Source organism: Synechococcus sp. CCAP 1479/10, assembly GCF_019038515.1.
Taxonomy (GTDB): domain Bacteria; phylum Cyanobacteriota; class Cyanobacteriia; order PCC-6307; family Cyanobiaceae; genus Cyanobium.
The window spans coordinates 371,882-392,513 of the sequence record NZ_JAFKRJ010000026.1 but is presented as its reverse complement, the minus strand read 5'-3'; the positions used below and the strand labels follow the sequence as shown (position 1 = coordinate 392,513).

Sequence of the window (20,632 nt, the reverse complement as noted above, 5' to 3'; positions counted from 1 at the left end):
CATGACCCTGCAGCGCCTGGCGGCCTTCAGTGACGGGGACCGGGGCGGCAACCCGGCTGGCGTGGTGATCGCTGAGTGGCTGCCCGCGGACAACGAGATGCAGCGGATCGCCGCCGAGGTGGGCTACTCGGAAACGGTCTTCGCCGCTCCGCAGGGGGACGGCTGGCGGGTGCGCTACTTCTCCCCGACCGTTGAGGTGCCTTTCTGCGGCCACGCCACCGTCGCCCTCGGGGCCGCCCTGGCCGAGCGCTGCGGTGATGGGGTGTTCCCGCTCACGCTGAACCAGGCCGCGATCACGGTGGAGGGGCACCGGCAGGGGGAGCGCTGGAGCGCCGCCCTGCAGTCACCCCCCACCCACCAGCGCCCCGTGGCGCCCGATCTCCTCGGGGCCGCCCTCAAACTGCTCGGCTACGCACCCGGCGACCTGGATCCGGCCCTGCCCGCCGCCATCGTCCACGGCGGTGCCGACCACCTGCTGCTGGCCCTGCGCCGCCGCGAGGACCTGGCCGCCATGCGCTACGCCATGGAGGACGGGGCCCGGCTGATGGCGGAGGCGGGGCTGCTGACGCTGCTGCTGGTGTGGGCCCAAGTCCCCCGGGTGTTCCACAGCCGCAATGCGGCCGCCGGCTGCGGCGTCTATGAGGATCCGGCCACGGGCTCGGCCACCGCGGCCCTGGCGGGTTATCTGCAGAGCCTGGGCTGGCCCCACGGCGGCAGCATCGAGATGCTGCAGGGGGAGGACATGGGCTGCCGCTCCATGCTGGGTGCCGGAATCCCGGCGGAGCCGGGGGGCTCGATCCGGGTGGCGGGCCAGGTGCGCCGCCTGGAGGCCTGAGCTCAGGAGGCCTTTTCCAGGCGCTTCACGATCCAGCCCATCAGCACCAGGGAACCCAGCAGCGCCACCAGCAGGGCGATCGTCATGGAAACGGGTGCATGTCCGTCGCATTATGGCCACAGGCACCCCAGCCCTGGCCCGAGCCGTGCACAGCAGTCCCGAGCTGGTCTTCGTCTACGGCACGCTCAAGCGCGGCCACGGCAACCACCACTGGCTCGGAGATGCGCCCTTCCTCGGGGAAGCGGTGCTGCCGGACGTGGTGCTCCACGACCTGGGCCCCTTTCCGATGGCCGTGCCCGGCGAGGGGGTGGTGCGCGGTGAGGTGTACGGGGTGGATGCCGCCGGCCTGGCCCGGCTGGATCGGCTGGAGGGCTACCCCCGCCTCTACGACCGCCGGCCCCTGCCCCTGGCCGATGGCCGCCACGCCTGGGTCTACCTGGGGCGGCCCCACCAGGTGCGCCACGTCTCCGCCATCGCCGATGGCTGCTGGCGGGGTCCGGCGCCGGGAGCGGCCGTGCGCCGCAGCCAGATGGGCCTGGCCGTGGTGCTTGCCCTGGGCGGGGCCGCGATGCTGGCGACCGCCCTTCCCCCCGCCGCCCTGGCCTTCGATACCCTCTCCACTTGCAACGCCTGGCGCGGCAGCCATGGCAGCGCTCGGGTGCTGCTGGGCAACAGCCTCGGCGCTGCCCACTACCTCACCAAGAAGCAACGGCTGCAGGAGAGCCCGCCCGAGGCGCCCGTGGCGCTCTACAGCGACAGCGACCTGCAGCGGGTCTGCGGGCGTTAGCCGCCGGCCACCAGCCAGCGCCCCCCCGTGCCCAGGGCCACCACCAGCCCGCCCAGGGCCAGGGACGGGCCGCTCCAGACGGCCAGCGGCAGCAGGCGCCGCAGCATCAGCAGGGATCCACCCACCCCCACCAGCACCGCCAGGCTCTGGCAGAAGGCGATCACGTGGGCATCGGCGCTCCAGCTCGGCAGCCGGGCGGCCAGGGCCGGCCAGAGGGTCTCGGCGCTCACCGGCAGCAGCAGCCCCCCCTCCGCCATCCCCATGGGCAGGTGCTGGGCCAGCAGCAGGGCCCAGAGCAGGGGCAGCAGGGCGTAGAGCAGCAGCCAGCTGGGGCTGGCGGGTCGCAGCCCCGCCACCAGGGGCCGCAGCAGCAGCCACAGCCCCGCCGGCAGGGCCAGCGCCAGGGCGGCGAAGGCCAGGCGCGCCAGCAGGGGTCCCTGCTCCAGGGCGTCCGGAGCCAGGGGCAGCCAGCCCAGCAGCCGCTCGGCGTGCCGCAGGCAGACGCCGCCGGCCAGCACCAGGATCAGGCCCGCCTCCCCGGCCGGGGGTGCCATGTCGCGCTGCAGGTCTGCGGCGGGGGGCCGCAGACGCAGCTGCACCGATCGGTGCGGGCAGGCCTGGGCGCAGGTGAGGCAGAGCACGCAGTTGCGGTTGTCGCTCAGGTGGGCCGGATGGGTGCCCAGGGGGCAGCCGGCGGTGGCCAGGCCCTCCCCTTCCGCCGGCCCCCCCTTGAAGCAGGCGTAGCTGCTGCAGCTGCCGCTGCAGGTGCCCGCCTCCGCCCGCAGCTCGCTGATCGCCAGCTTGGCGAACAGGCCGTTCATGCCCCCCACGGGGCAGAGGTGACGGCACCAGAAGCGCTTCTCGAAGCGCAGCGAGCCGACCACGGCCCCGGCGGTGATCAGCAGGAGCAGGGCGCTGCTCTGCCGGGCGCTGTTGCGAAGATCACCCAGCTCCTCCCACAGCAGGATCGCCGCGAAGCCGGCCGCCAGCAGGGGCGCCGCCCATCGGTCCGTGTCGCCCCGGGGCCAGCGGGCCGGCTGCCAGCCCAGCCGCGTCGCCAGCCGCTGGACGATCTCCCCCCAGACCATGAACGGGCAGAAGGAGCACCACAGGCGGCCCACCAGGGGGTAGCCCAGCAGGATCAGGGGCCACCACCAGGCCCAGAAGAGGTTGAGGTCGCCGTTGTGGGCGCGGTCCTGGGGCCCCCACCAGAGCCAGAGGTTCACCAGCACGAACACCCAGCTCACCACCCCGTAGAGAAGGGCGTTCCAGAGCAGGGGCGAGCGCATCACGTCCCGCATCTGCGGCTTCCAGCGCCAGAGATCGAAGCGGGCCCGCTGGGGCCGCCGCAGGGTCCAGAACACGTCCTCCGGCAGCTCCTCCGGGTTGGCACCGCTGCACTGGCGCAGGGCCCGCTCGATCAGCTCCAGCAGCTCCCGCACATTGCCGGGGAAGTCGTAGGTCTGGAGGCGCTTCACCAGCCCCTCCCCCACGGCCGGCGGCCGGCTCCAGCCGAGGCTGAGGGCCTTCTGGCGCACCCCGTAACGCAGCCATTCGCCCAGGTCCTGACGTCGCACCCGCAGCGGCGGCACCCGGATGTGGCAGCAGATCGTGTCGAAATCGGGTTCGCTCGTCTCGGCGGTGAGGAACACCCGGCCGGCGAAGACGTGCTCGGTATGGGCGGTGTCCGGCGAGCGCCAGCGGCCGCTGCGGGCCAGTTCCAGCAGGGCGGGCCGCAGGGCGGGGTCGGCCCGGTCAATCTGGTCGAGCAGCAGCCCGCCGGTACCGAGGCAGTCGATCAGGGCCACGCCGCCGGTGGGGGCCCCGAACAGCTCGGCGCCGTCGGGGCGGAGCTGGGCGCAGTTGATCCGCACCAGCAGCTGCTTGCGGGCCGAGGAGCCGAAGTGGATCAGGGAGGCGAGGTTGTCCTTCTCCAGGCCGGGCTCGCCGCTGATCAGCACCGCCCGGCCGCTGGTGTCGGCGGAGGCGGCGCGGATGGCGTCCCGCAGCTTCTGGGCATAGCGGCTGCTGCCGACCACCCCGCGGCGGGTCCGGCCCAGCAGGTAAGGGGCCAGCCGCAGCAGGCAGGCCCTCGGGTCGGGGGTGGCCTCCGGCGGGCTGGACGTCATCGCTGACCTCGTGCTGACTTGATTCTCGTCGGAGAAGATGGGCTGGCCTGCGCGCCGCCTCCGCTCCCCTCGTCAGCCTGATGGTTTCTGCATGAACGTGTCGGGTTCGGCTGAGTTTCTGTGGCGGGGTCACCGGCTGCTGCTGCTGGGCCAGCGGGCCGTCTGGGATCCCCAGCAGGGGCTGCTGTTGGTGGCGGATCTGCACCTGGGCAAGGCGGAGAGCTTCCAGAGCCAGGGCATCCCGCTCCCCAGCGACGGCGACGGGGCCACCCTCAACACCCTGCTGGCGGTGGCCCATGGCCTCGGGCCCGCCCAGGTGCTGGTGCTGGGGGATCTGATCCACAGCCGGCTGGGCCTGACCGCTGACCTGCGCCAGAAGCTGCGGGCCCTGCCGGAGCTTCTGGGCTGTCCGCTGCGGCTGGTCGGTGGCAACCACGAGCGGGGCTGCTGGCTCGAGGGGCTGGAGCAGGAGCCGTCCCTGGCCCTCGGCCCCCTGTGGCTGAGCCACGCCCCCGAGCCCCGCCCCGGACACCTCAACCTCTGCGGCCACCGCCACCCCGTGGCCCTGGTGGGCGGGGGCGCCGACCGGCTGCGCCTGCCCTGCTTCGCCTACGACCCAGCGGCCGAGCAGCTGGTCCTGCCCGCCTTCGGTGCTCTCACCGGCGGCCACCCCTGCCCGGACGGCGAAAGGCTCTGGCTGCTGGCCGACGGGGCCGTGGTCCCGTGGACCGGGACGTCCCGCCGCTCCGGCGTCAGCCCTCGGCGGCCAGGGCCCGCACCACATCGCCACGGGTGAGCACCCCCACCAGGGCCTCCTGGTCGTCGAGCACGAACAGCCGCTGGGTGCCCCGGTCGTGCAGCAGGCGGGCAGCCGCCGGAAGGGTGGTGGTGGCGGGGCAGCTGTGGGGTTTGGAGCCCATCACATCGCCCACGGTGCTGCCCAGCACCTGGTGCACCTGCTTGTCCCAGTCGAGCGGGTTGCGCAGATAAATCACGGCATCGAGCAGCATCACGTAGGGGCCGGCATCGAAGCCGCTCTCGCGCACCATCAGGTCCTGCTCGCTGAGTTCCCCCACCAGGGCTCCGAGCTCATCGAGCACCGGCAGGCCGCTGACGTGGTGGTCGCTCATCAGCTGCACGGCCTCCTGCAGGGGGGTGGTGGTGGTGACACTCAGCACGGGGCTGGTCATCACCTCGGCCACGCTGCGCTCGACGACCATGCGGATCTCCTCGGTGATGGCATTCTGCTGGTGAACGGGACCCCTCCCCTGCGACGCCTCGCCGATCTGCTGACTCTTGCCCGGGCCGTGCTGGGGTTGCCCCTGCTGCTGGCCCTGGCCGGCGGACGGCCCGCCCTGGCCTGGGTGCTGCTGCTGCTGGGCGGCCTGAGCGACTGGGCCGATGGCGCCCTGGCCCGCCGTGCCGGCGGTGGGTCGGTGTGGGGGGCACGGCTCGATCCGCTCACCGACAAGATCCTGATCAGCGCCCCGCTGCTCTGGCTGGCCCATACCGGCGGCCTGCCGCTGTGGGCGGTGTGGCTGCTGCTGGCCCGGGAGCTGCTGATCTCCGGTTGGCGGGCCGGCCAGGGCAGCGGCGGTCCCGCCTCGCTGGGGGGCAAGGCCAAGACGATCCTGCAGTTCCTCTCCCTGCTGCTGCTGCTCTGGCCGCCGGCCTGGGGCCTGGGTCAGGGGGCCGGGCTGGTGGCCGCCCTGCAGGCCGCAGGCTGGTGGCTGTTCTGGCCGTCGCTGCTGCTGGCGCTCAGCTCGGCCCTGGGGTACCTGCGGGCGGGTCAGCGGGTCTGAAAGCCTGTGGGGATGGGCTTTCCACTCCGCTGATCCGGACCAACAAACTAGAACTTCACCTTGACGCCGCCTCCGTAGGTGAATTGAGAGCCTGTCGAGAAGACTTCATAGCCAACACTGACGTACAGGTTTGTATGGCTGGAAACCTGGATATCCACCGCGCCGTCGATCAAAAGTGTATTCGTGCCACGATTCTCACCCTGGGTCACGAAGCTGCCCGCGGCAGGAGCCGAGGGAAGAGAAGAACTCAAGGACCGGTTACCGGCATCATTGGCAAGGGCATCCACCTGATAGGCCAGAGCCAGTTTCGGAGTTAGGGCAGCAGTTCTCGCCTTGTTCAGTGCAATCGGACTTGAGGCAAGTTCGAAGCCGATGGTGCCGACGAGGCTATCGGCACGATTTCCTTCGATGCTGAGGTTAAGTGGCTCTCCACCACTCTCGGTAAGGCCGCTCTGTCCATAACTTGCCCAGGCAACACCCACGAAGGGCTTGAGAAGGACCTGGCTACTGGAGGAGGGCTTCGAAAGATTAACCAGGTAATCTGCATTCAATGCCACAGTGTAACCGTCTCCGGCTAGCGAGCCTTGGACGGGGGTACCATTCCCAATGAAAGCAACATTTCGGCTTCCGGTGGTGTTGTAGTTGGCGTAACCAATAAGGCCACGTACACTCCAATGGCTTGATGGTTTGTACAACCCGTAGATGGAAGCACTGTTGACATTCGATGACACCATCGCGTTGGTCAGGGACATATTGTTGAGCGCAGAGGTTCCATAGCCGTAGGCGGCTCCAATCGTCCACTGCTCAGACGGCTTGAACTCGATTCCGTAGAAGCTGGAGAAAATGCCGGAATCATATCCAGACAGTCCTCCGCTTCCCTGAACGCTGCTTATCGCATTGGCTGCCTGGACAAAGACGCAGAGCGGTTGATGGCGGCGGTTTGCCGTCTTGCCCTTCTCTGGGTTGACGACCCAGCCCGTTGTCGAGCATTGGCCAGCCTGATTCATGAGAAGTTCTCTCTGCCGCTTCAATGTTTCGATGCCCACGCTCTGGAAGGCTGCGTAGGGCTCGGGCGAGAGAGAATCGATCGCTGCCGTGAGCTGCCCAAAGGAGGGCAGAGACAGCAGTTGGGATGTCGCAAGGAGGAAGTCTGGCGAGATCCCGGAAGCGACGGCCTGACCTGACGTGAAACCGGTGAGGCCGATGGGGATACCGAGACTGTTGGCATTGTTGGTCGTGGCAAGAGCCAGTCTCTGGAAGACGCGGTCAACGGCTCCAGCGGTGGCCAACTGGTTGACACCATTCCGGCCGAGGAACTGCATGGCAGAACCTGTGGGACCAATACCGTTCCTTGGTCTCCACTGGACATCGATGGTCCTGGGATTTCCATCCGCCCCCTGAACCAGGGTCGTGCCTGCACTGAGCAGTGCGCTGTTGACGCCACTCTGATTCAACGTCAGAGCGTTCAGATTGGTGAAATCGATGCTGTTGGATGCATCCACCAGCACATAGGAAAAAATAGGCCATGGCACACCCCCGCTAGAGGCGACCAGCTGGACATTGCCCGTGAGGTTCGTCACATTGTTCATGACGTTGATGCGGTCGTTGAGTGGGCCCTGAATCTCCGCTTCAAAGGTACCGCCATTGAGATTCAGGTTGGCGACCGTGATGGCTCCGATTGAATTTCCAGGTGCAATCTTTCCTCCGCTTTCGATCGTTGTTGTCGGCAAGAAACCTGTTCCGCCAACCGTGCCTCCGGATTGCACAGTCAAGCCAGAGGACGATGCCAGTGACCCGTTGACAAAGACGGTCGAGTTGCTGCCAACAACTGTAGCTCCGGTGAATGTGCTGATTCCGGTGAGGTTGGTGCTTCCGGCAAGCCCGGAATTGATGAATGCCAGGGCTCCGGGACCTGAGAAAACCCCACTGAATGTGGAGTTATTTCCGTTAAGATCAATGCTGCCGCCTGCGCTGCCGACCACGTAGCTGGTGGCAAAGGTGCCAGGCCCATCAACGATCAGCGTGCCTCCGGAGAATGTTGTGCTGTAGGGACTGCTGGCGATGGCAGGGCTGCCTGGCACGATCCCTTCCGGTAGAAGCGTCAAGAACCAGGAGTTGATGGAGAGGGGATCGCCCCCTGCCAAGTCCGTGAAGATCAACGTCCATAGGCCCGATCCATTCAGGCCCAGAAATGCAGAAAAGGACTCCGATGGCCTGAATGATCCGGTCTCCAGAGTCGATCCAGAAACCGTGGATGCGGCGCTGTCTGCAAAGGTCCATGTCGTTGTACCGCCCGGTGTCTGGCCACCCAAAGCTCCTCCCGGAACCAGAGTTCTGACAATTCCTGCTGGGCTCAGGAGTTGAAGTTGAATTTCGTCGTTAAAGGAAAAACCGATACCCTGGCAGACCCCAGATGCACTGATCGGGTCATCACACTTTGTCAGGTTGATGGTCGTGGAAATGCCACCGACATTGCCACCGAAACCGAAGAAATCGAGAGACGTGCTTGCCGATCCGCCATCAACTTGCAGGACGGGTGAGAAGACTGCGGATCGCGTTATCGACTGAGCGGATGCCGGTTGATGGATCAGGCCCGTGGCGGCAACGAGACCAATCAGATACAAGCCAACCGGGTTCCTCTCCGTCATCATTTCGGCATCGAAAGAAGCCTGGGAATCTACCGGTCAGGTCTCCACGCCTGGATGCAGGCTGGCCTCTGTCTGCATATGAACATCAGGCTGCTGTCCGGTCACATCCTTGGCGACGGCATGGCGGCTTCCGGCGCCATGGAGCCAGAAAGGTGTTGAACCGCGTCGATGGAGAGTTCCTCGTTGCGGTGTCACGGGCCCTGGACTTTGAAGTCGCTTGCCTGTCCATGGGCGGCCCTTCACCCCAGCAGGGCCTCGTCGCCGCTGAAGTCGGGCGTGGTGGGCATCCGCAGGGCGTAGTCGTTGGTGTAGCTGTCGGCCAGGGTGGCCTCCAGGTCGAAGGCCGGCTCCCAAGCCAGCTCCCGCCGCACCCGGTGGGTGTCGGTGAGGAAGTGGGCCAGGCGCAGGGGAAAGGCTTTGCGGGCCTTCTTGTCGAGGCCGGCGGGATCGAAGCTGCGGATCTCCACCGTCTGTGGATCGGTGCCACAGGCGCGGGCGGCGGCGGCCACCAGGCCCCGGAAGCTGATGCCCTGGGAGCCGGTGCAGTTGTAGATGCGGTTGGCGGCGGCCTCCACCTCGATGCAGCGGGCCATGGCGGCGGCCAGGTCGGCCACGTGGCCCAGCTGGGTGATGGTGCTGCCGTCACCGGGCAGGGGCACCGGCCGGCCGTGCACGATCCGATCGAAGAACCAGCTCTCCACCGGGTTGTAGTTGCCCGGACCGACGATGTAGGTGGGCCGGAAGCTGGTGAAGGGGATGCCCTCCTGGCGCAGCCAGGCTTCGGTGTCGAGCTTGCCGGCGTGGCGGCTCTGGGGATCGGTGGGCGACTCCTCGTCGAGGGGCCAGAGCTCGCTGTCGGCGTAGACCCCGGCCGAGCTCACGTACACCAGACGGCGGGAGGGGGGACCGGTGCGCTCGATCACCTGGCGGGTGTCCTCCAGGGTGCGGCCGGAGCTGTCGACGATCACATCGAAGGGGCGGTCCTGGAGGGCCGCCAGGCCTTCGGCGCTGCTGCGGTCGCCCTGCAGATGCTCCACCCCCGCCGGCACCGGCTGGCGGCCACGGGTGAAGAGGCTGAGCTCATGGCCCGCGCCCAGCAGCCGGTTGACCAGGGGGCGCCCCACGAAACGGGTGCCGCCCATCACCAGGATCCTCATCGCCATGCCGCGTCAGTGAGCGCCATTCAAGCGGCCGGTCCGGATCAGGGGCCGCAGGGGAGGGGCTGGCCCAGGCGCTCGAACGGCAGCGGCAGCAGTTCCAGCAGCACCGTTCCGGGCGGCCCGGCGCTGCCGTCGGCCACCGGCAGCGGCACCGGCCGGTAGGTGCGGCCGTCGAAGCGCAGCTCCTTGAGCCCGTCGGGGGCGCCGTGCAGGCTGGCGGGCATGGTGAGATCCAGCCAGCCGCGGTGGCGGTTGCTGATCACCGTCAGGGGCGACTGGAACAGGCCGTTCTCCGCCACCAGCTCCAGGCTGCCGTCGTTGTCCCGGAAGATGAGCAGGCTGCAGCCGCCGCTGGAGCAGGAATAGGAGCCCACCACCACCGCCACGGTCTCCAGACGGCCGTCGCCGTCCAGATCGACCCGGTTGTGCAGGTAGCGCAGGGGCCCCACGTCGGCGCAGACCGGCCGGGTGGCCGTGGCACGGGCCTGCTCCCACTCGGTCTGGTCGGGATCGCCGGCCGCCGCGGGGGGGGACGCCACCGGGCCGGCGAACAGGCGGGTCCGCAGGGCCGCCTCCAGCCGGGGATCGGGGCGGTTGATCGGCGGAATCACCGAACCCGGCGGCGCCAGCGGGGGCGGTCTGTCGCGGGGATCGGGGCCATCAGGCCCCAGCAGGGAGCGCGGCGGTGGGGCCGGCGGCGCCAGCGGAGGGGGCGCCAAGGGCTGGGCCGGGGCCGGGCCAGCGCCGGCGAAGAGCAGAAGCAGGCCGAACAGCCGCAGGGGACCCGTCCTCTCAGCCCGCATCGGCCCCGTCGAGGCTTTCGAGATGCTGTTCGATGCGATCGGCCAGCGCCAGGCAGCGGTCCATCTCCTCCCAGAGCAGTTCCCGGCGCCGCGCATCCACCGCGTAGGAGCGGTGATGGAGATCGCGGCCCTGGTAGCGGAGCGCATCCCTGAGGCGGCGCCAGTCGTCCGGGTCGAGGTGAAGAGGGGCGAGATCGGCAGTGGCGAGGTCGGGAGGGGAGGGGGCCATCAGGTCCGCATCATCCGGGCAGCGTCATGGCACAGGATGGAGCCGACAGCGGCATTGTCCCCCTTTCCATGCAAGTCATCCCCGCCATCGATCTGCTCGACGGGCATTGCGTGCGACTGCATCAGGGCGACTACGGCCGCGTCACCCGCTTCAGCGACGATCCGGTGGCCCAGGCCCGCGAGTGGCAGCGCCAGGGGGCCACGCGCCTGCACCTGGTCGATCTTGACGGGGCCAGGAGCGGCGAACCCCGCAACGACGGCGCCGTGCAGGCCATCGCCGCGGCCCTGGAGATCCCGGTGCAGCTGGGGGGAGGGGTGCGGACGGCGGAGCGGGCCGAACAGCTGCTGGGCTGGGGTGTGGATCGGGTGATTCTGGGCACGGTCGCCGTGGAGAACCCGGCCCTCGTGCACGACCTGGCGGCCCGCCATCCGGGCCGCATCGTGGTGGGGATCGATGCCAACGAGGGCAAGGTGGCCACCCGTGGCTGGATCGAGCAGAGCACGGTGGAGGCCACGGCCCTGGCCGCCAGCCTGGATGGCACCGGCGTGGCGGCGATCATCAGCACCGACATCGCCACCGATGGCACCCTGGAGGGCCCCAACCTGGCGGCCCTGCGGGCCATGGCCCAGGCCACCTCCCTGCCGGTGATCGCCTCGGGCGGTGTGGGCAGCCTCACCGACCTGCTCAGCCTGCTGAGTCTGGAGCCCCTCGGTGTGGACGGGGTGATCGTGGGGCGGGCGCTGTACGACGGACGGGTGGAGCTGGCCGAGGCGCTGCAGGCCCTCGGTGATGGTCGGTTGCAGGATCCGTTGCAGTTGCCGATCGCCTGAAGCCGGCCGGCCCCCGAAGCGAGGTCCATACCGGTGATGAGGCAATTGCCTTATAACAGAGCCAATGTGTTCTGCGGCAACGTTTGCCTTCTCCGACGACCACCGCATCCTCCGCGGCCTCCGGCCGCCGTGGCGAGGCCGGTGATCGCCATGCGGTGGCCACAGCCCCGTCCCATGTGGAGGACGTCTACCAGCGCTGCCGGGAGCTGGGCATGCGGCTGAGCCGTCAGCGGCGCATGGTGCTGGATCTTCTCTGGGACGAAAAGAGCCATCTCTCCGCCCGCGACATCTTCGAGAAGCTCAACAACCAGGGCCGCCACATCGGCCACACGTCCGTTTACCAGAATCTCGAGGCGCTGCAATCGGCCGGCGTGATCGAATGCATCGAGCGGGCCAGTGGTCGGCTGTATGGCTATCGCGCCGATCCCCACAGCCATCTGACCTGCACCCAGTCCGGCGCCATTCACGACCTCGACGTTCTCCTCCCCGACCATCTCCTCCAGCAGATCGAGGACCAGACGGGCTTTGCGATCGAGTCGTACACCCTGCATCTCTCCGGCCGCCCCCGCCCCTCCTGAAGCCCCGGCACTGGAGAAAGCCCAGCGCCTTGGTTAAGGTCGGGCCAACCTTTCTCTCGCAACGTGGGACGACGTCCGGCACAGCCCCTTCCCCAGCTGCTGCTGTTCGCCGATCCCCTGGAGCGGGCGGGCCTCACCAGCTGGCTGGAGGCTGCTGACACCAGCGCCGATCCCGATGGCTGGGGTGGCTGCCGGGTGGTGGTCGACAGTGGGGAGCTCCAGGGGGCACCCCAGCTCGTCCTCTGGTGCCTCGGCAGCCTTCCCGAACCCCAGGCCCTCGATGCCGAGAGCCGCCGGCTGCTGGAGCGCTGGTATCCGGCGCCGCTGCTGCTGCTTCTGCCCTCCAAGCACCCCTACGGCAGCGATGCCCTGCTGCAGCTGCCGGCCCAGGGCCTGATCGAGCAGGCCGATGCCGAAACCCTGCGGCAGGCGGTCACCACGCTGCTGGCGGGCGGCCGGGTGCTGGCCATCGCAGCGACGCGACGGGGCGACGACCCCGGCCCCTCCGTGCCGATGGGCCTGGGTCAGTGGCTGCTGCTGAGCGGCCTGCAGCAGATCGATGCCGAACTGCGCCTCTGCCTGCGTCTGCTGGATCCGCCGCCGGTCGACCTGCTGCCGCTGCTGCTGCTGCAGGGCCGCGTGCGGGAGCTGCGGCTGGCCCGGCGGCTGCTCCTCTGGCTCTGGGGGCCCGTCAGCCTGGCCCTGAGCCAGCCCCTCGATGGCCCCGATGGGGCGCCAACCGCCCCCACCCCTGGTGTGGCAATCACCCTGCGGCAACGCACCGCCGAAGGCCTCTGGGAGGCCCTGCGGGGCCGGCTCACGGAGGCGGCCGCCGCTGGCCCCAGCAACAACAGCGGCCAGCTGCTGGCCCTCGACGGCCTCCATGCCTCCCGCCGCAGCGACCTGCTGCTGGGGCTGCTGGAGCAGTTCCACCGGCTGCGCCAGCGCCTGCTGCAGGACGACCCCCGCGGCGAGCAGCTGGAACGGCTCTGGAGGGAACTCCAGCCCGAGCTGCGTCAGCAGGCCCTGCGCCACATGGCGGGGTCCTACGTGCAGCTGCCCATGGAGGGCCGGCTGTGCCCGGTGGCCGAGACGCTGCTGCACCGCAGCAGCCTCGACGCCGACGACCTCGAGCTGCCCGATCCCGCCGCCATGCTCAGCCCGCTGCTGCAGGCCCGTCCCCTGCTGGTGGACGGCCGGCTGGTGGCGCCGGATGAGCCCCAGGCGGTCCTGTATCTGGAGCTGCTGCTCAGCAACTGGCTGGTGCGCAGTGCCGAGCTGATCAGCGCCGAAGTGCTGGCGGCCTGCGCCGAGTGGCCCGAACTGCGCCGCTACCTGCTGCGCCCCGAGCTGCTCGCCACCCGCAACCTGGAACGGCTGCGCAACCAGCTCAACGCCCAGCAGCGCTGGACCAGCTGGTTCGAGCGGCCGATCCATCTCTACGAGAGCCGGCGTCCCCTGTTCCGATTGGGCGACGGCGCGATCGACTGCGTGGACCTCACCGAGCCCCGCGATGCCGAGCTGCGCCAGCTGGGCTGGGTGCAGCAGGCGGTCACCCTGGCCCTGGAGGCCCGCGATGCCCTGGGCCCCCAGCTGCGCAGCCTGCTGAAGCGCCTCGGCGATCTGCTGGTGGTGCTGCTGACCCAGGTGCTCGGCCGGGCCATCGGCCTGGTGGGACGCGGCATCGTCCAGGGGATGGGCCGCAGCCTCAACCGCTGAGGCGGCCGGGTACCACGGCACAATGAGCCCACCCGCCCGTGTCCCCTTGCCCCGTTCGCTGTCCCGGCCCCTCGCCGGCCTCTGGGCCCTGCTGCTGACCGTGGTGCTGGGGCTGTTCTGGGCCCCGGGTCAGGCGGCGGCCAGCCTCGAGAACGATCGCTACGACGGCAACATCTTCGCCCTCTACGCCGGCAACGGCTCCCTGGTGCCGCCCCGCAGCAGCCTGGCCCAGTCCCTCGACGAGCACAGGGTGGCGGTGCTCGTCTACTACCTCGACGACAGCAGCGTCAGCAAGCAGTTCTCGCCGGTGGTGTCGGAGCTGCAGCGGGTCTGGGGCAACGCCGTCGACCTGATCCCCCTGGTCACCGATCCACTCCAGAACCGGCCCGATGGCGGCGTGGCCGATCCCGCCCACTACTGGGACGGCCTGATCCCCCAGGTGGTGGTGATCGACGGCTCCGGCCGCGTCGTCTTCGATCGCCATGGCCAGGTGAGCGTCGATGCCATCAATACGGCCGTGAGCGAAGCCACCGGCATCCCGATGGCGCCTGGTTCGGGTAACAGCGCCACCTTGAGCTTCAACGAACTCAACAGCGAAGTGGTGGCGTCCCGCTGATGCCGGCCACCCGCACCGAAACCGACAGCCTCGGCCCGGTTGAGGTGCCGGCCGAGCACTACTGGGGCGCCCAGACCCAGCGCTCCCTCCGCAACTTCCCCTTCGGCGCGCGGATGCCGCTCGCCGTGGTGCAGGCCTTCGGCCAGCTCAAGGCCGCCTGCGCCGAGGTGAACGCCGCCCGGGGCGTCCTTCCCGACCACCTGGCGGTCCTGATCGTGGCCGCCGCCGAGGAGGTGAGCCGGGGCCAGCTCGACGCTGAGTTCCCGCTGCGGGTCTGGCAGACCGGCTCAGGCACCCAGACCAACATGAACGTCAACGAGGTGATCGCCAACCGGGCCATCGCCGCCAACGGCGGCGTGCTGGGCAGCAAGGTGCCGGTGCACCCGAACGACCACGTCAACCTCAGCCAGTCGAGCAACGACACCTTCCCCGCCGCCATGCACATGGCGGTGGCGATCGAACTGCATCAGCGGCTGATCCCCAGCCTGGAGGCGCTGATCGGCGCCCTGCGCCACAAGGCCGAGACCTACACGGGCCTGATCAAGATCGGTCGCACCCACCTGCAGGATGCGGTGCCCCTGAGCCTGGGCCAGGAGTTCGGTGGTTACGCCTCCCAGCTGGAGCTGGGCCTGGCGGGCCTGCGGGCCACCCTGCCCCAGGTGCTGCAGCTGGCCATCGGCGGTACGGCGGTGGGCACCGGGCTCAATGCCCCGGCGGGATTCGGTGAGGCGGTGGCCACCCGGCTGGCCGAGCGCATCGGCCTGCCCTTCACCAGCGCCCCCGACAAGTTCCAGGCCCTTGCGGGCCAGGAGGGCCTGGCGGCGGCCCACGGGGCGCTGACCGTGCTGGCGGGGAGCCTGATGAAGATCGCCAACGACATCCGCTGGCTGGCGAGCGGGCCCCGCTGCGGCCTCGGCGAACTGGTGCTGCCGGAGAACGAACCGGGCTCCAGCATCATGCCCGGCAAGGTGAATCCCACCCAGTGCGAGAGCCTCACCATGGTGGCCGTGCAGGTGATGGGCAACAACACCGCCGTCCAGATGGCGGCCAGCCAAGGGAACTTCGAGCTGAATGTGTTCAAGCCCCTGATCGCCCACAACCTGCTGGAGAGCATCGACCTGCTGGCGGGGAGCTGCGCCACGTTCCGGGAGTTCTGCATCGAGGGCCTGCGCGCCGATGTGGCCCACATCGAAGCCCAGCGGGATCGCAGCCTGATGCTGGTGACGGCCCTGACGCCGGCGATCGGCTACGACCGGGCCTGCGCCATCGCCCGCCATGCCCACGAGCACCGGCTCAGCCTGCGGGAAGCTGCCCTGGTGCTGGGGGAGATCAGCGGGGAGGAGTTCGACCGCCTCGTCAGGCCCGAGCAGATGGTCTGAGGCTGATGCTCTGGGATCGTCCCGGTTGATTTTCCGAGGATCGTCCGTAAGATCTGCCAAATACCCATGGTGTGGTCCTTGAGTTGTGTCCCTGAGGAAGTTCTTCGGCTTCAGGATCCACTCAAGGATGGCCTTCTTCCGGGAGGCCCGCCTCTGAGTTCCCCGGTCTTCCTCCCGGGCGACGAAGAAGGGGAACCCTACGACTGAGATGTCCCAGAGCCCCCGTTCCGATCCCCCTCCCCCGTCTGCCCGCGACGTTCTCTTCCGCGCCAGGTGGGTCATGCTCCGCAGGATCAGCGCCCGACGCAGCCGCCCTGAATCCGTACAGCTGGGGAACTCCGGGATGGCTGGGTTCACCATGATCGAGCTGATGATCGTGGTGGCCATCGTGGGCCTCCTCAGCGCCGTCGCCCTTCCCCAGTACCGCCGCACCGTGGCCATGGCCGAGGCCTCCAGCAGCATCCTGGAAGCGGTGGCCTTCGCCGAACAGTGCGCCGTGGCCCACAAATCCGGGCTGCATACGGTGGTGGCCCAGCCAGGGGGCGGGCCCACCCGGAACTGCAACGGAACAGCGATCCGGCTTCTCAACAGTCGGCGCTGGACAGGGGATGCCGCAGGAACGTTGTGCTTCGGGGTCCCTGCCGCAGCCGGCGATCGTCGGGCCATCCTGCGGATCAGCATGGATGGATCCACCATCACCTGCAGCTTCTCAAGCTAAAGGGCTCCAGCTCCGAAGGCTCCCGTTGACGTCGGTGGCCATGTGCCGACTAGAGCAGGTTGGCGGCCAGCTCGGCCAGCTCGGAGCGCTCCCCCCGCATCAGGGTGATGTGGCCGGAGAGCAGCTGGCCCTTGAAGCGCTCCACCAGCCAGGTGAGTCCGTTGCTCTCCGCATCCACGTAGGGATTGTCGATCTGGTAGGGATCACCGGTGAGCACGATCTTGGTGCCTTCCCCCACCCGGGTCACGATCGTCTTCACCTCATGGGGGGTGAGGTTCTGGGCCTCGTCCACCACCATGAACTGGCGGGGAATCGAGCGGCCGCGGATGTAGCTGATCGCCTCCACTTCCAGCAGGCCCATGCCCTTGAGGTCGCTCCAGTTGCTGCGGGGCGGGCGGTGTCCCCCCCGGACGGGCTGGCCTTCGTCGCCACCGAGCAGGAAGTCGAGGTTGTCGACGATCGGTTGCATCCAGGGGGCCATCTTCTCCTCGAGATCCCCGGGCAGGAAGCCCATCTCCTTGCCCAGGGAGATCACCGGGCGGGTCACCAGCAGGCGCTCATAGAGGTGCTCGTCGGCCACCTGATGCAGACCCGCCGCCAGGGCGAGCAGGGTCTTGCCGGTGCCGGCCTTGCCCACCAGGGTGACCAGGGCCACCGCCGGATCGAGCAGCAGATCGAGGGCGAAGGACTGCTCCCGGTTACGGGGCTGGATGCGGCCCATCTTGGCCTTGGCTGACTTCTGCAGCGGCTGCAGGGTGCCGGTGCGGCCGTTGTAGCGGGTGAGCAGGGTGTGGGCCGGCTGGGCCAGGTCCACCAGGGTCACCCCCTCGTTCGCCTGCAGCGGCGAGACGGCAACCGGCTGCTCCGGGATGGCATCCGCCGGCAGGCCGTCGCCGGTCTTCACCTGGTCCATCTGATCGGCGTCGACCCAGCGCTCGCAGAACCCCGGGTAGAGGTCCGCCATGTCCACCTTGTCGGTGGTGTAGTCTTGGGCGATCAGGCCCACCGCATCGGCCTTGATGCGCAGGTTGGTGTCCTTGGTGACGAGCACCACCGGCGGCTGGCTGCCCACCACCTCCTGCAGGCGCTGCTCCAGGGCCACGGCCAGGATGTTGTTGTCACCGTTGCCCGCTTTCAGTTCGGGGGGCAGCTGGCGCAGGGTCTCGCTGCGGCAGAACACCACCTTCAAGGTGCCGCCGCTGACGTCGTCGATCGGCACGCCTTCGGCCAGGTTGCCCTTCTCACGCAGCTGGTCGAGCAGCCGTGACACCTGGCGGGCGTTGCGGCCCTTCTCGGAGGGGTCCCGCTTGAAACGGTCGATCTCCTCGACCACCTCGATCGGGATCACCACCTGGTTGTCCTCGAACCGGTTCAGGGCCTGGGGGTCATGCAGCAACACGTTGGTGTCGAGCACGAAGGTCTTGCGCATGCCTGTGACCTGCCGGTTCCATGGGGCCGAAGCTAGGTCCGCGGGCGCATCTACGCTCCGGCCGGACATTCCCTGACGTATCGGCTTGCCGTTCCCCGTTTCCTGCCTGCTGGTTCTGCTGCTGCTCCTCGGCCTGGGGCTGGTGGTGCTTGAACTGCGCCATCGCCTCCGGCCCGCCTCCCCCCTGCAGCTGCTGCCGGGATCCTTCCAGGTGCGACGCCGGGCCCAGGGCCTGGAGATCACCGGCGAGATCCGGATCCGCAACCCCCACCCCCGCATGGAGGTGATGGTGCCCGAGATCACGGTGGTGCCCACCCTGCTGGGCCGCAGTGACGTCAGCCAGGTGCGCCATGAGCTGCATATCACGCCGCTGCACCCCGACGAGGAGGCCCGTCCTGATGGCTACTGGGCCGCCTACATCGTCAAGGGCCGCAAGACCACCGCCGCCCACATCCGCCTCAACCTCACCGCGCCCGGCGGCCTGGATCTGGAGAGCGTGCTCGACACCCTCTGGATGGACATCCACTGGGTGAACTACGGGCCCTTCGGCCGGCTGCAGCGGCGCCAGGGGATCCTGCTGCCGCTCCAGAAGCCGGAGCCGGGCGACCCGTCCGCCCCGGGCTGGCGCGAAGGGGAGCGCTGCCGGGTGCTGCCGGTTCGCACCCACCTGCTCGGGGTGCTCGACGATCCGCTGGAGGTGCTGCAGCGCTACACCTCAGGGCTGCTCCAGCCGGGTGATGTGCTCACCATCGGCGAGACGCCCCTGGCGGTGATCCAGGGCCGCTATCACCACCCCTCGACGGTGGAGCCCTCCTTCCTGGCCCGCCTGCTGTGCCGGGTGTTCCACCCCACCAGCTCCCTGGCCACGGCCTGCGGCCTGCAGACCCTGATCGACGTGTCCGGCCCGGCCCGGGTGCTCGGTGCCTGGGTGGTGGGCACCGCCCTGAAGCTGGTGGGCAGCAAGGGCTGGTTCTATCGGCTGGCGGGCGAGCAGGCGCGCCTGATCGACGACATCACCGGCACCACGCCCCCCTACGACCAGACGATCGTGCTCGGCCCGGACCAGCCGGCGGCCTGGTGCGAGCGGATGGCGGCGGCCCTCGGGGTGGCGGTGGCGGTGGTGGACGTCAACGACCTAGGGCGGGTGAAGGTGCTGGCCGCCAGCGGCGGCACCGATGAAGCCCTGCTGATGCGGGCCCTGCGCCCCAATCCCGCCGGCAACGCCAACGAGCGCACACCTCTGGTGCTGGTGCGTCCCACGTAGAATTCTGAAACGACGTCGCCAGCACCCGCCGCGTCGGTTCCGATTCGCCCACGCCCCTTCTCCACCGTCGTCTGCCGTGCCAGTGCCTGCCGTGCCAGTGCCTGCCCAGGGCAGAACCTCCCCCACCTGGACGGTGGAACCGCTGCAGGGTTGGCACCTGCCACTTCTCGATGACCCCGCCTTCCTGCCGCTGCAGCCGCTGCTGCAACGTTCCCTGCTGCTCGCCCTGCCGGAGCAGCTGCTGACGGCGGTGACCAGTCGCCGCCCGGTGGCGGCCCAGGTGCTGGTGGCCCTGCAGCGCCAGGGGCTCACCCGCCAGCAGGCCCTGGGCCTGATCGTCTGCCGTCGCCTCAACCGCAGCGGCACCTGCTGGCAGGTGCAGCACCTGCGCCTGGCCCTGGCCGCCACGGAGGGGGCGCCCCTGGCTGGGGATCTGCTGCGCCAGGCCATCGGCCGGGTCAAGGGCGCCGCCAGCTGGATCGCCACCGCCTCCAGCCTCGACACCCCCCGGCTGGCCACCCTGCGGGAGCAGGGCTTCCAGCCCCAGCGCACCGATCGCCTCTGGCGCTGGCAGCTCCCGGCCGATCGGCCTGCCCCCGCCGCTCCGGCCGATCTGCAGCTCCGCCCGCTCAACAGCCGCACCGCCCCGCTGCTGTGGCATCTGGAGCAGGCCACCTGCCCGGCCCACCTGCGCCAGCTGCAGGACCGCCGCATCGAGGACCTGCTCGACCAGAGCCGCAGCCATGGCTGGATGCTGGTTGATGCGATCCGCAACGAGGCCGTGGCCGGCGTGCGCTGGCTCGATGAGCATCCCGGCGGCGGCCAGGCGGTGGAGCTGAGCGTCCACCCCGGCTGGGGCCATCTGCTTGGCAACGCGGCCGAGTCGTTGCTGCACCGCATCGGTCAGGGGGGCGGCAGCCTCTGGCTGCGTTGCGAAGTGAGCGACGGTGAGCGCCAGCGCTGGCTCCAGGCCCTCGGGGCCGAGGCCCATGGCGAGGAGGTGCTGATGGCCCGCAGCGTCTGGCGTCGTCAGGAGGGCCAGCCGGCCAAGCGGGCGGCGCGACGCATCGAGGCGGTGCTGGAGCAGCTGCAGCCGCGGCGGCGTCCCATGCCCACCCCCACCGGCCCCCTCGGCAGCCTGCCCACCGCCCCCCTGCTCCTGCGCTGAATGGCGCCGCCCAGCCCGCGTTCGGTGCTGGCCCTCGATGTGGGTCGCCGACGCATCGGGCTGGCGGGCTGTGATCCCCTGGGCGTCACGGTGACGCCCCTGCCGGCCCTGGCCCGGGGGGAGTTCCAGGCCGACCTGGGCCGGCTGCTGGAGCTGGTGCGCCGGCGGCGGGTGGCGGCCCTGGTGGTGGGCCTTCCCCTCGATGCCGGCCAGAGGCCCACCCCCCAGGGGGTCCACTGCCGCCGCTACGGCCTGCGGCTGGCCAGGGCCCTGGCGGCCCTCGGCCAGCCCCTGCCCCTGGCCTGGGTGGATGAGCACGCCAGCAGCTGGGCGGCCGGCGAGCGCTTCGGCCTGCACGGCGACCGCAGCGGCAGGCTCGACAGCGCCGCGGCGGTGCTGCTGCTGGAGCAGTGGCTGCGGGAGGGGCCCGAACCGCTCGATCCCGCTGCGTTCACGGCCGCGTTCACGGCCGATCCGGTCGCCCCGGCGGCCATCGCCGTGGGCAGTCGGGCCGACGCTGATTCATTCTGAGAGGACC

Annotated in this window: 20 protein-coding genes; 13 read left to right on the top strand and 7 right to left on the bottom strand. The window is 69.5% G+C overall.

Going from position 1 to position 20,632, the window contains the following annotated elements:
- Position 1 precedes the first annotated feature (1 nt).
- Positions 2-835: a PhzF family phenazine biosynthesis protein gene (locus tag KUG39_RS10160; RefSeq protein WP_216914876.1), complete on the top strand. Its 834-nt coding sequence runs from the start codon at positions 2-4 to the stop codon at positions 833-835.
- A gap of 145 nt (positions 836-980) precedes the next feature.
- On the top strand, positions 981-1,622 hold the full coding sequence (locus KUG39_RS10155; RefSeq protein WP_353617372.1) for a gamma-glutamylcyclotransferase family protein: 642 nt from the start codon (positions 981-983) through the stop codon (positions 1,620-1,622).
- On the opposite strand, the gene KUG39_RS10150 is transcribed toward KUG39_RS10155, so the two are convergent.
- Positions 1,619-3,751 (bottom strand): 4Fe-4S binding protein, encoded by a 2,133-nt coding sequence (locus KUG39_RS10150; RefSeq protein WP_216914874.1) that lies wholly within the window; start codon positions 3,749-3,751, stop codon positions 1,619-1,621. The two genes, KUG39_RS10155 and KUG39_RS10150, sit on opposite strands and share 4 nt — an antisense overlap.
- 91 nt (positions 3,752-3,842) lie before the next feature.
- On the opposite strand from KUG39_RS10150, the gene pdeM reads away from it, so the two are divergent.
- Positions 3,843-4,547, top strand: coding sequence for a ligase-associated DNA damage response endonuclease PdeM (gene pdeM, locus KUG39_RS10145; protein WP_190609619.1), 705 nt, complete (start codon positions 3,843-3,845; stop codon positions 4,545-4,547).
- On the opposite strand, the gene KUG39_RS10140 is transcribed toward pdeM, so the two are convergent.
- Positions 4,504-4,971 (bottom strand): CBS domain-containing protein, encoded by a 468-nt coding sequence (locus KUG39_RS10140; protein ID WP_216914872.1) that lies wholly within the window; start codon positions 4,969-4,971, stop codon positions 4,504-4,506. The two genes, pdeM and KUG39_RS10140, sit on opposite strands and share 44 nt — an antisense overlap.
- Before the next feature lie 30 nt (positions 4,972-5,001).
- On the opposite strand from KUG39_RS10140, the gene KUG39_RS10135 reads away from it, so the two are divergent.
- Complete coding sequence (locus KUG39_RS10135; protein ID WP_094586233.1) at positions 5,002-5,553, top strand: CDP-alcohol phosphatidyltransferase family protein; 552 nt, start codon at positions 5,002-5,004, stop codon at positions 5,551-5,553.
- 47 nt (positions 5,554-5,600) lie between these two features.
- Here KUG39_RS10135 and KUG39_RS10130 read toward each other — a convergent pair whose 3' ends face one another.
- The 4 genes from KUG39_RS10130 to KUG39_RS10115 all read right to left on the bottom strand — a co-directional run bounded on the left by KUG39_RS10130 (position 5,601) and on the right by KUG39_RS10115 (position 10,393).
- On the bottom strand, positions 5,601-8,201 hold the full coding sequence (locus KUG39_RS10130) for an autotransporter family protein (protein WP_216914870.1): 2,601 nt from the start codon (positions 8,199-8,201) through the stop codon (positions 5,601-5,603).
- Between the two features lie 239 nt (positions 8,202-8,440).
- Entirely contained in the window at positions 8,441-9,358 is a 918-nt protein-coding gene (locus KUG39_RS10125; protein ID WP_216914868.1) for an NAD-dependent epimerase/dehydratase family protein, read from the bottom strand.
- A 44-nt stretch (positions 9,359-9,402) separates the two neighbouring features.
- Complete coding sequence (locus KUG39_RS10120) at positions 9,403-10,164, bottom strand: COG3650 family protein (RefSeq protein WP_216914866.1); 762 nt, start codon at positions 10,162-10,164, stop codon at positions 9,403-9,405.
- Positions 10,154-10,393 carry a hypothetical protein gene (locus KUG39_RS10115; RefSeq protein ID WP_216914864.1) on the bottom strand — a complete coding sequence of 80 codons (240 nt, stop codon included), beginning with the start codon at positions 10,391-10,393 and terminating at the stop codon, positions 10,154-10,156. The genes KUG39_RS10120 and KUG39_RS10115 overlap by 11 nt, the downstream gene beginning before the upstream one ends.
- A 68-nt stretch (positions 10,394-10,461) precedes the next feature.
- Here KUG39_RS10115 and hisA point away from each other — a divergent pair, with 68 nt between their 5' ends.
- The 6 genes from hisA (at position 10,462) to KUG39_RS10085 (ending at position 16,233) form a co-directional block, all read left to right on the top strand.
- Entirely contained in the window at positions 10,462-11,223 is a 762-nt protein-coding gene (hisA, locus tag KUG39_RS10110; protein WP_190609613.1) for a 1-(5-phosphoribosyl)-5-[(5-phosphoribosylamino)methylideneamino]imidazole-4-carboxamide isomerase, read from the top strand.
- Between the two features lie 212 nt (positions 11,224-11,435).
- Complete coding sequence (locus tag KUG39_RS10105) at positions 11,436-11,801, top strand: Fur family transcriptional regulator (RefSeq protein WP_199296954.1); 366 nt, start codon at positions 11,436-11,438, stop codon at positions 11,799-11,801.
- 63 nt (positions 11,802-11,864) lie between these two features.
- Entirely contained in the window at positions 11,865-13,520 is a 1,656-nt protein-coding gene (locus tag KUG39_RS10100; protein ID WP_216914862.1) for a DUF3685 domain-containing protein, read from the top strand.
- Positions 13,521-13,542: 22 nt separating this feature from the next.
- Positions 13,543-14,136, top strand: coding sequence for a thylakoid membrane photosystem I accumulation factor (locus KUG39_RS10095; protein WP_190609611.1), 594 nt, complete (start codon positions 13,543-13,545; stop codon positions 14,134-14,136).
- On the top strand, positions 14,133-15,515 hold the full coding sequence (gene fumC / locus KUG39_RS10090; RefSeq protein WP_216914936.1) for a class II fumarate hydratase: 1,383 nt from the start codon (positions 14,133-14,135) through the stop codon (positions 15,513-15,515). The genes KUG39_RS10095 and fumC overlap by 4 nt, the downstream gene beginning before the upstream one ends.
- A gap of 343 nt (positions 15,516-15,858) precedes the next feature.
- Positions 15,859-16,233, top strand: a complete 375-nt coding sequence (locus KUG39_RS10085; protein WP_190609609.1) for a type IV pilin protein — start codon at positions 15,859-15,861, stop codon at positions 16,231-16,233.
- Between the two features lie 49 nt (positions 16,234-16,282).
- Here KUG39_RS10085 and KUG39_RS10080 read toward each other — a convergent pair whose 3' ends face one another.
- On the bottom strand, positions 16,283-17,662 hold the full coding sequence (locus KUG39_RS10080; RefSeq protein WP_216914860.1) for a PhoH family protein: 1,380 nt from the start codon (positions 17,660-17,662) through the stop codon (positions 16,283-16,285).
- A gap of 85 nt (positions 17,663-17,747) precedes the next feature.
- Here KUG39_RS10080 and KUG39_RS10075 point away from each other — a divergent pair, with 85 nt between their 5' ends.
- The 3 genes from KUG39_RS10075 (at position 17,748) to ruvX (ending at position 20,625) form a co-directional block, all read left to right on the top strand.
- Positions 17,748-18,926: a F420-0:Gamma-glutamyl ligase gene (locus KUG39_RS10075; RefSeq protein WP_216914858.1), complete on the top strand. Its 1,179-nt coding sequence runs from the start codon at positions 17,748-17,750 to the stop codon at positions 18,924-18,926.
- 91 nt (positions 18,927-19,017) lie between these two features.
- Positions 19,018-20,094: a hypothetical protein gene (locus tag KUG39_RS10070; RefSeq protein WP_353617146.1), complete on the top strand. Its 1,077-nt coding sequence runs from the start codon at positions 19,018-19,020 to the stop codon at positions 20,092-20,094.
- Positions 20,095-20,625: a Holliday junction resolvase RuvX gene (gene ruvX, locus KUG39_RS10065; protein WP_190609606.1), complete on the top strand. Its 531-nt coding sequence runs from the start codon at positions 20,095-20,097 to the stop codon at positions 20,623-20,625.
- Positions 20,626-20,632 lie beyond the last annotated feature (7 nt).

Excerpts from the sequence above, each read along its gene's own strand:
- KUG39_RS10160 (WP_216914876.1), top strand. The coding sequence starts at position 2 with ATGACCCTGCAGCGCCTGGCGGCCTTCAGTGACGGGGACCGGGGCGGC.
- KUG39_RS10150 (WP_216914874.1), bottom strand. The coding sequence starts at position 3,751 with ATGACGTCCAGCCCGCCGGAGGCCACCCCCGACCCGAGGGCCTGCCTG.
- pdeM (WP_190609619.1), top strand. The coding sequence starts at position 3,843 with ATGAACGTGTCGGGTTCGGCTGAGTTTCTGTGGCGGGGTCACCGGCTG.
- KUG39_RS10140 (WP_216914872.1), bottom strand. The coding sequence starts at position 4,971 with ATGGTCGTCGAGCGCAGCGTGGCCGAGGTGATGACCAGCCCCGTGCTG.
- KUG39_RS10130 (WP_216914870.1), bottom strand. The coding sequence starts at position 8,201 with ATGACGGAGAGGAACCCGGTTGGCTTGTATCTGATTGGTCTCGTTGCC.
- KUG39_RS10125 (WP_216914868.1), bottom strand. The coding sequence starts at position 9,358 with ATGAGGATCCTGGTGATGGGCGGCACCCGTTTCGTGGGGCGCCCCCTG.
- KUG39_RS10120 (WP_216914866.1), bottom strand. The coding sequence starts at position 10,164 with ATGCGGGCTGAGAGGACGGGTCCCCTGCGGCTGTTCGGCCTGCTTCTG.
- KUG39_RS10115 (WP_216914864.1), bottom strand. The coding sequence starts at position 10,393 with ATGGCCCCCTCCCCTCCCGACCTCGCCACTGCCGATCTCGCCCCTCTT.
- hisA (WP_190609613.1), top strand. The coding sequence starts at position 10,462 with ATGCAAGTCATCCCCGCCATCGATCTGCTCGACGGGCATTGCGTGCGA.
- KUG39_RS10105 (WP_199296954.1), top strand. The coding sequence starts at position 11,436 with ATGCGGCTGAGCCGTCAGCGGCGCATGGTGCTGGATCTTCTCTGGGAC.
- KUG39_RS10095 (WP_190609611.1), top strand. The coding sequence starts at position 13,543 with ATGAGCCCACCCGCCCGTGTCCCCTTGCCCCGTTCGCTGTCCCGGCCC.
- KUG39_RS10085 (WP_190609609.1), top strand. The coding sequence starts at position 15,859 with ATGGCTGGGTTCACCATGATCGAGCTGATGATCGTGGTGGCCATCGTG.
- KUG39_RS10080 (WP_216914860.1), bottom strand. The coding sequence starts at position 17,662 with ATGCGCAAGACCTTCGTGCTCGACACCAACGTGTTGCTGCATGACCCC.
- ruvX (WP_190609606.1), top strand. The coding sequence starts at position 20,095 with ATGGCGCCGCCCAGCCCGCGTTCGGTGCTGGCCCTCGATGTGGGTCGC.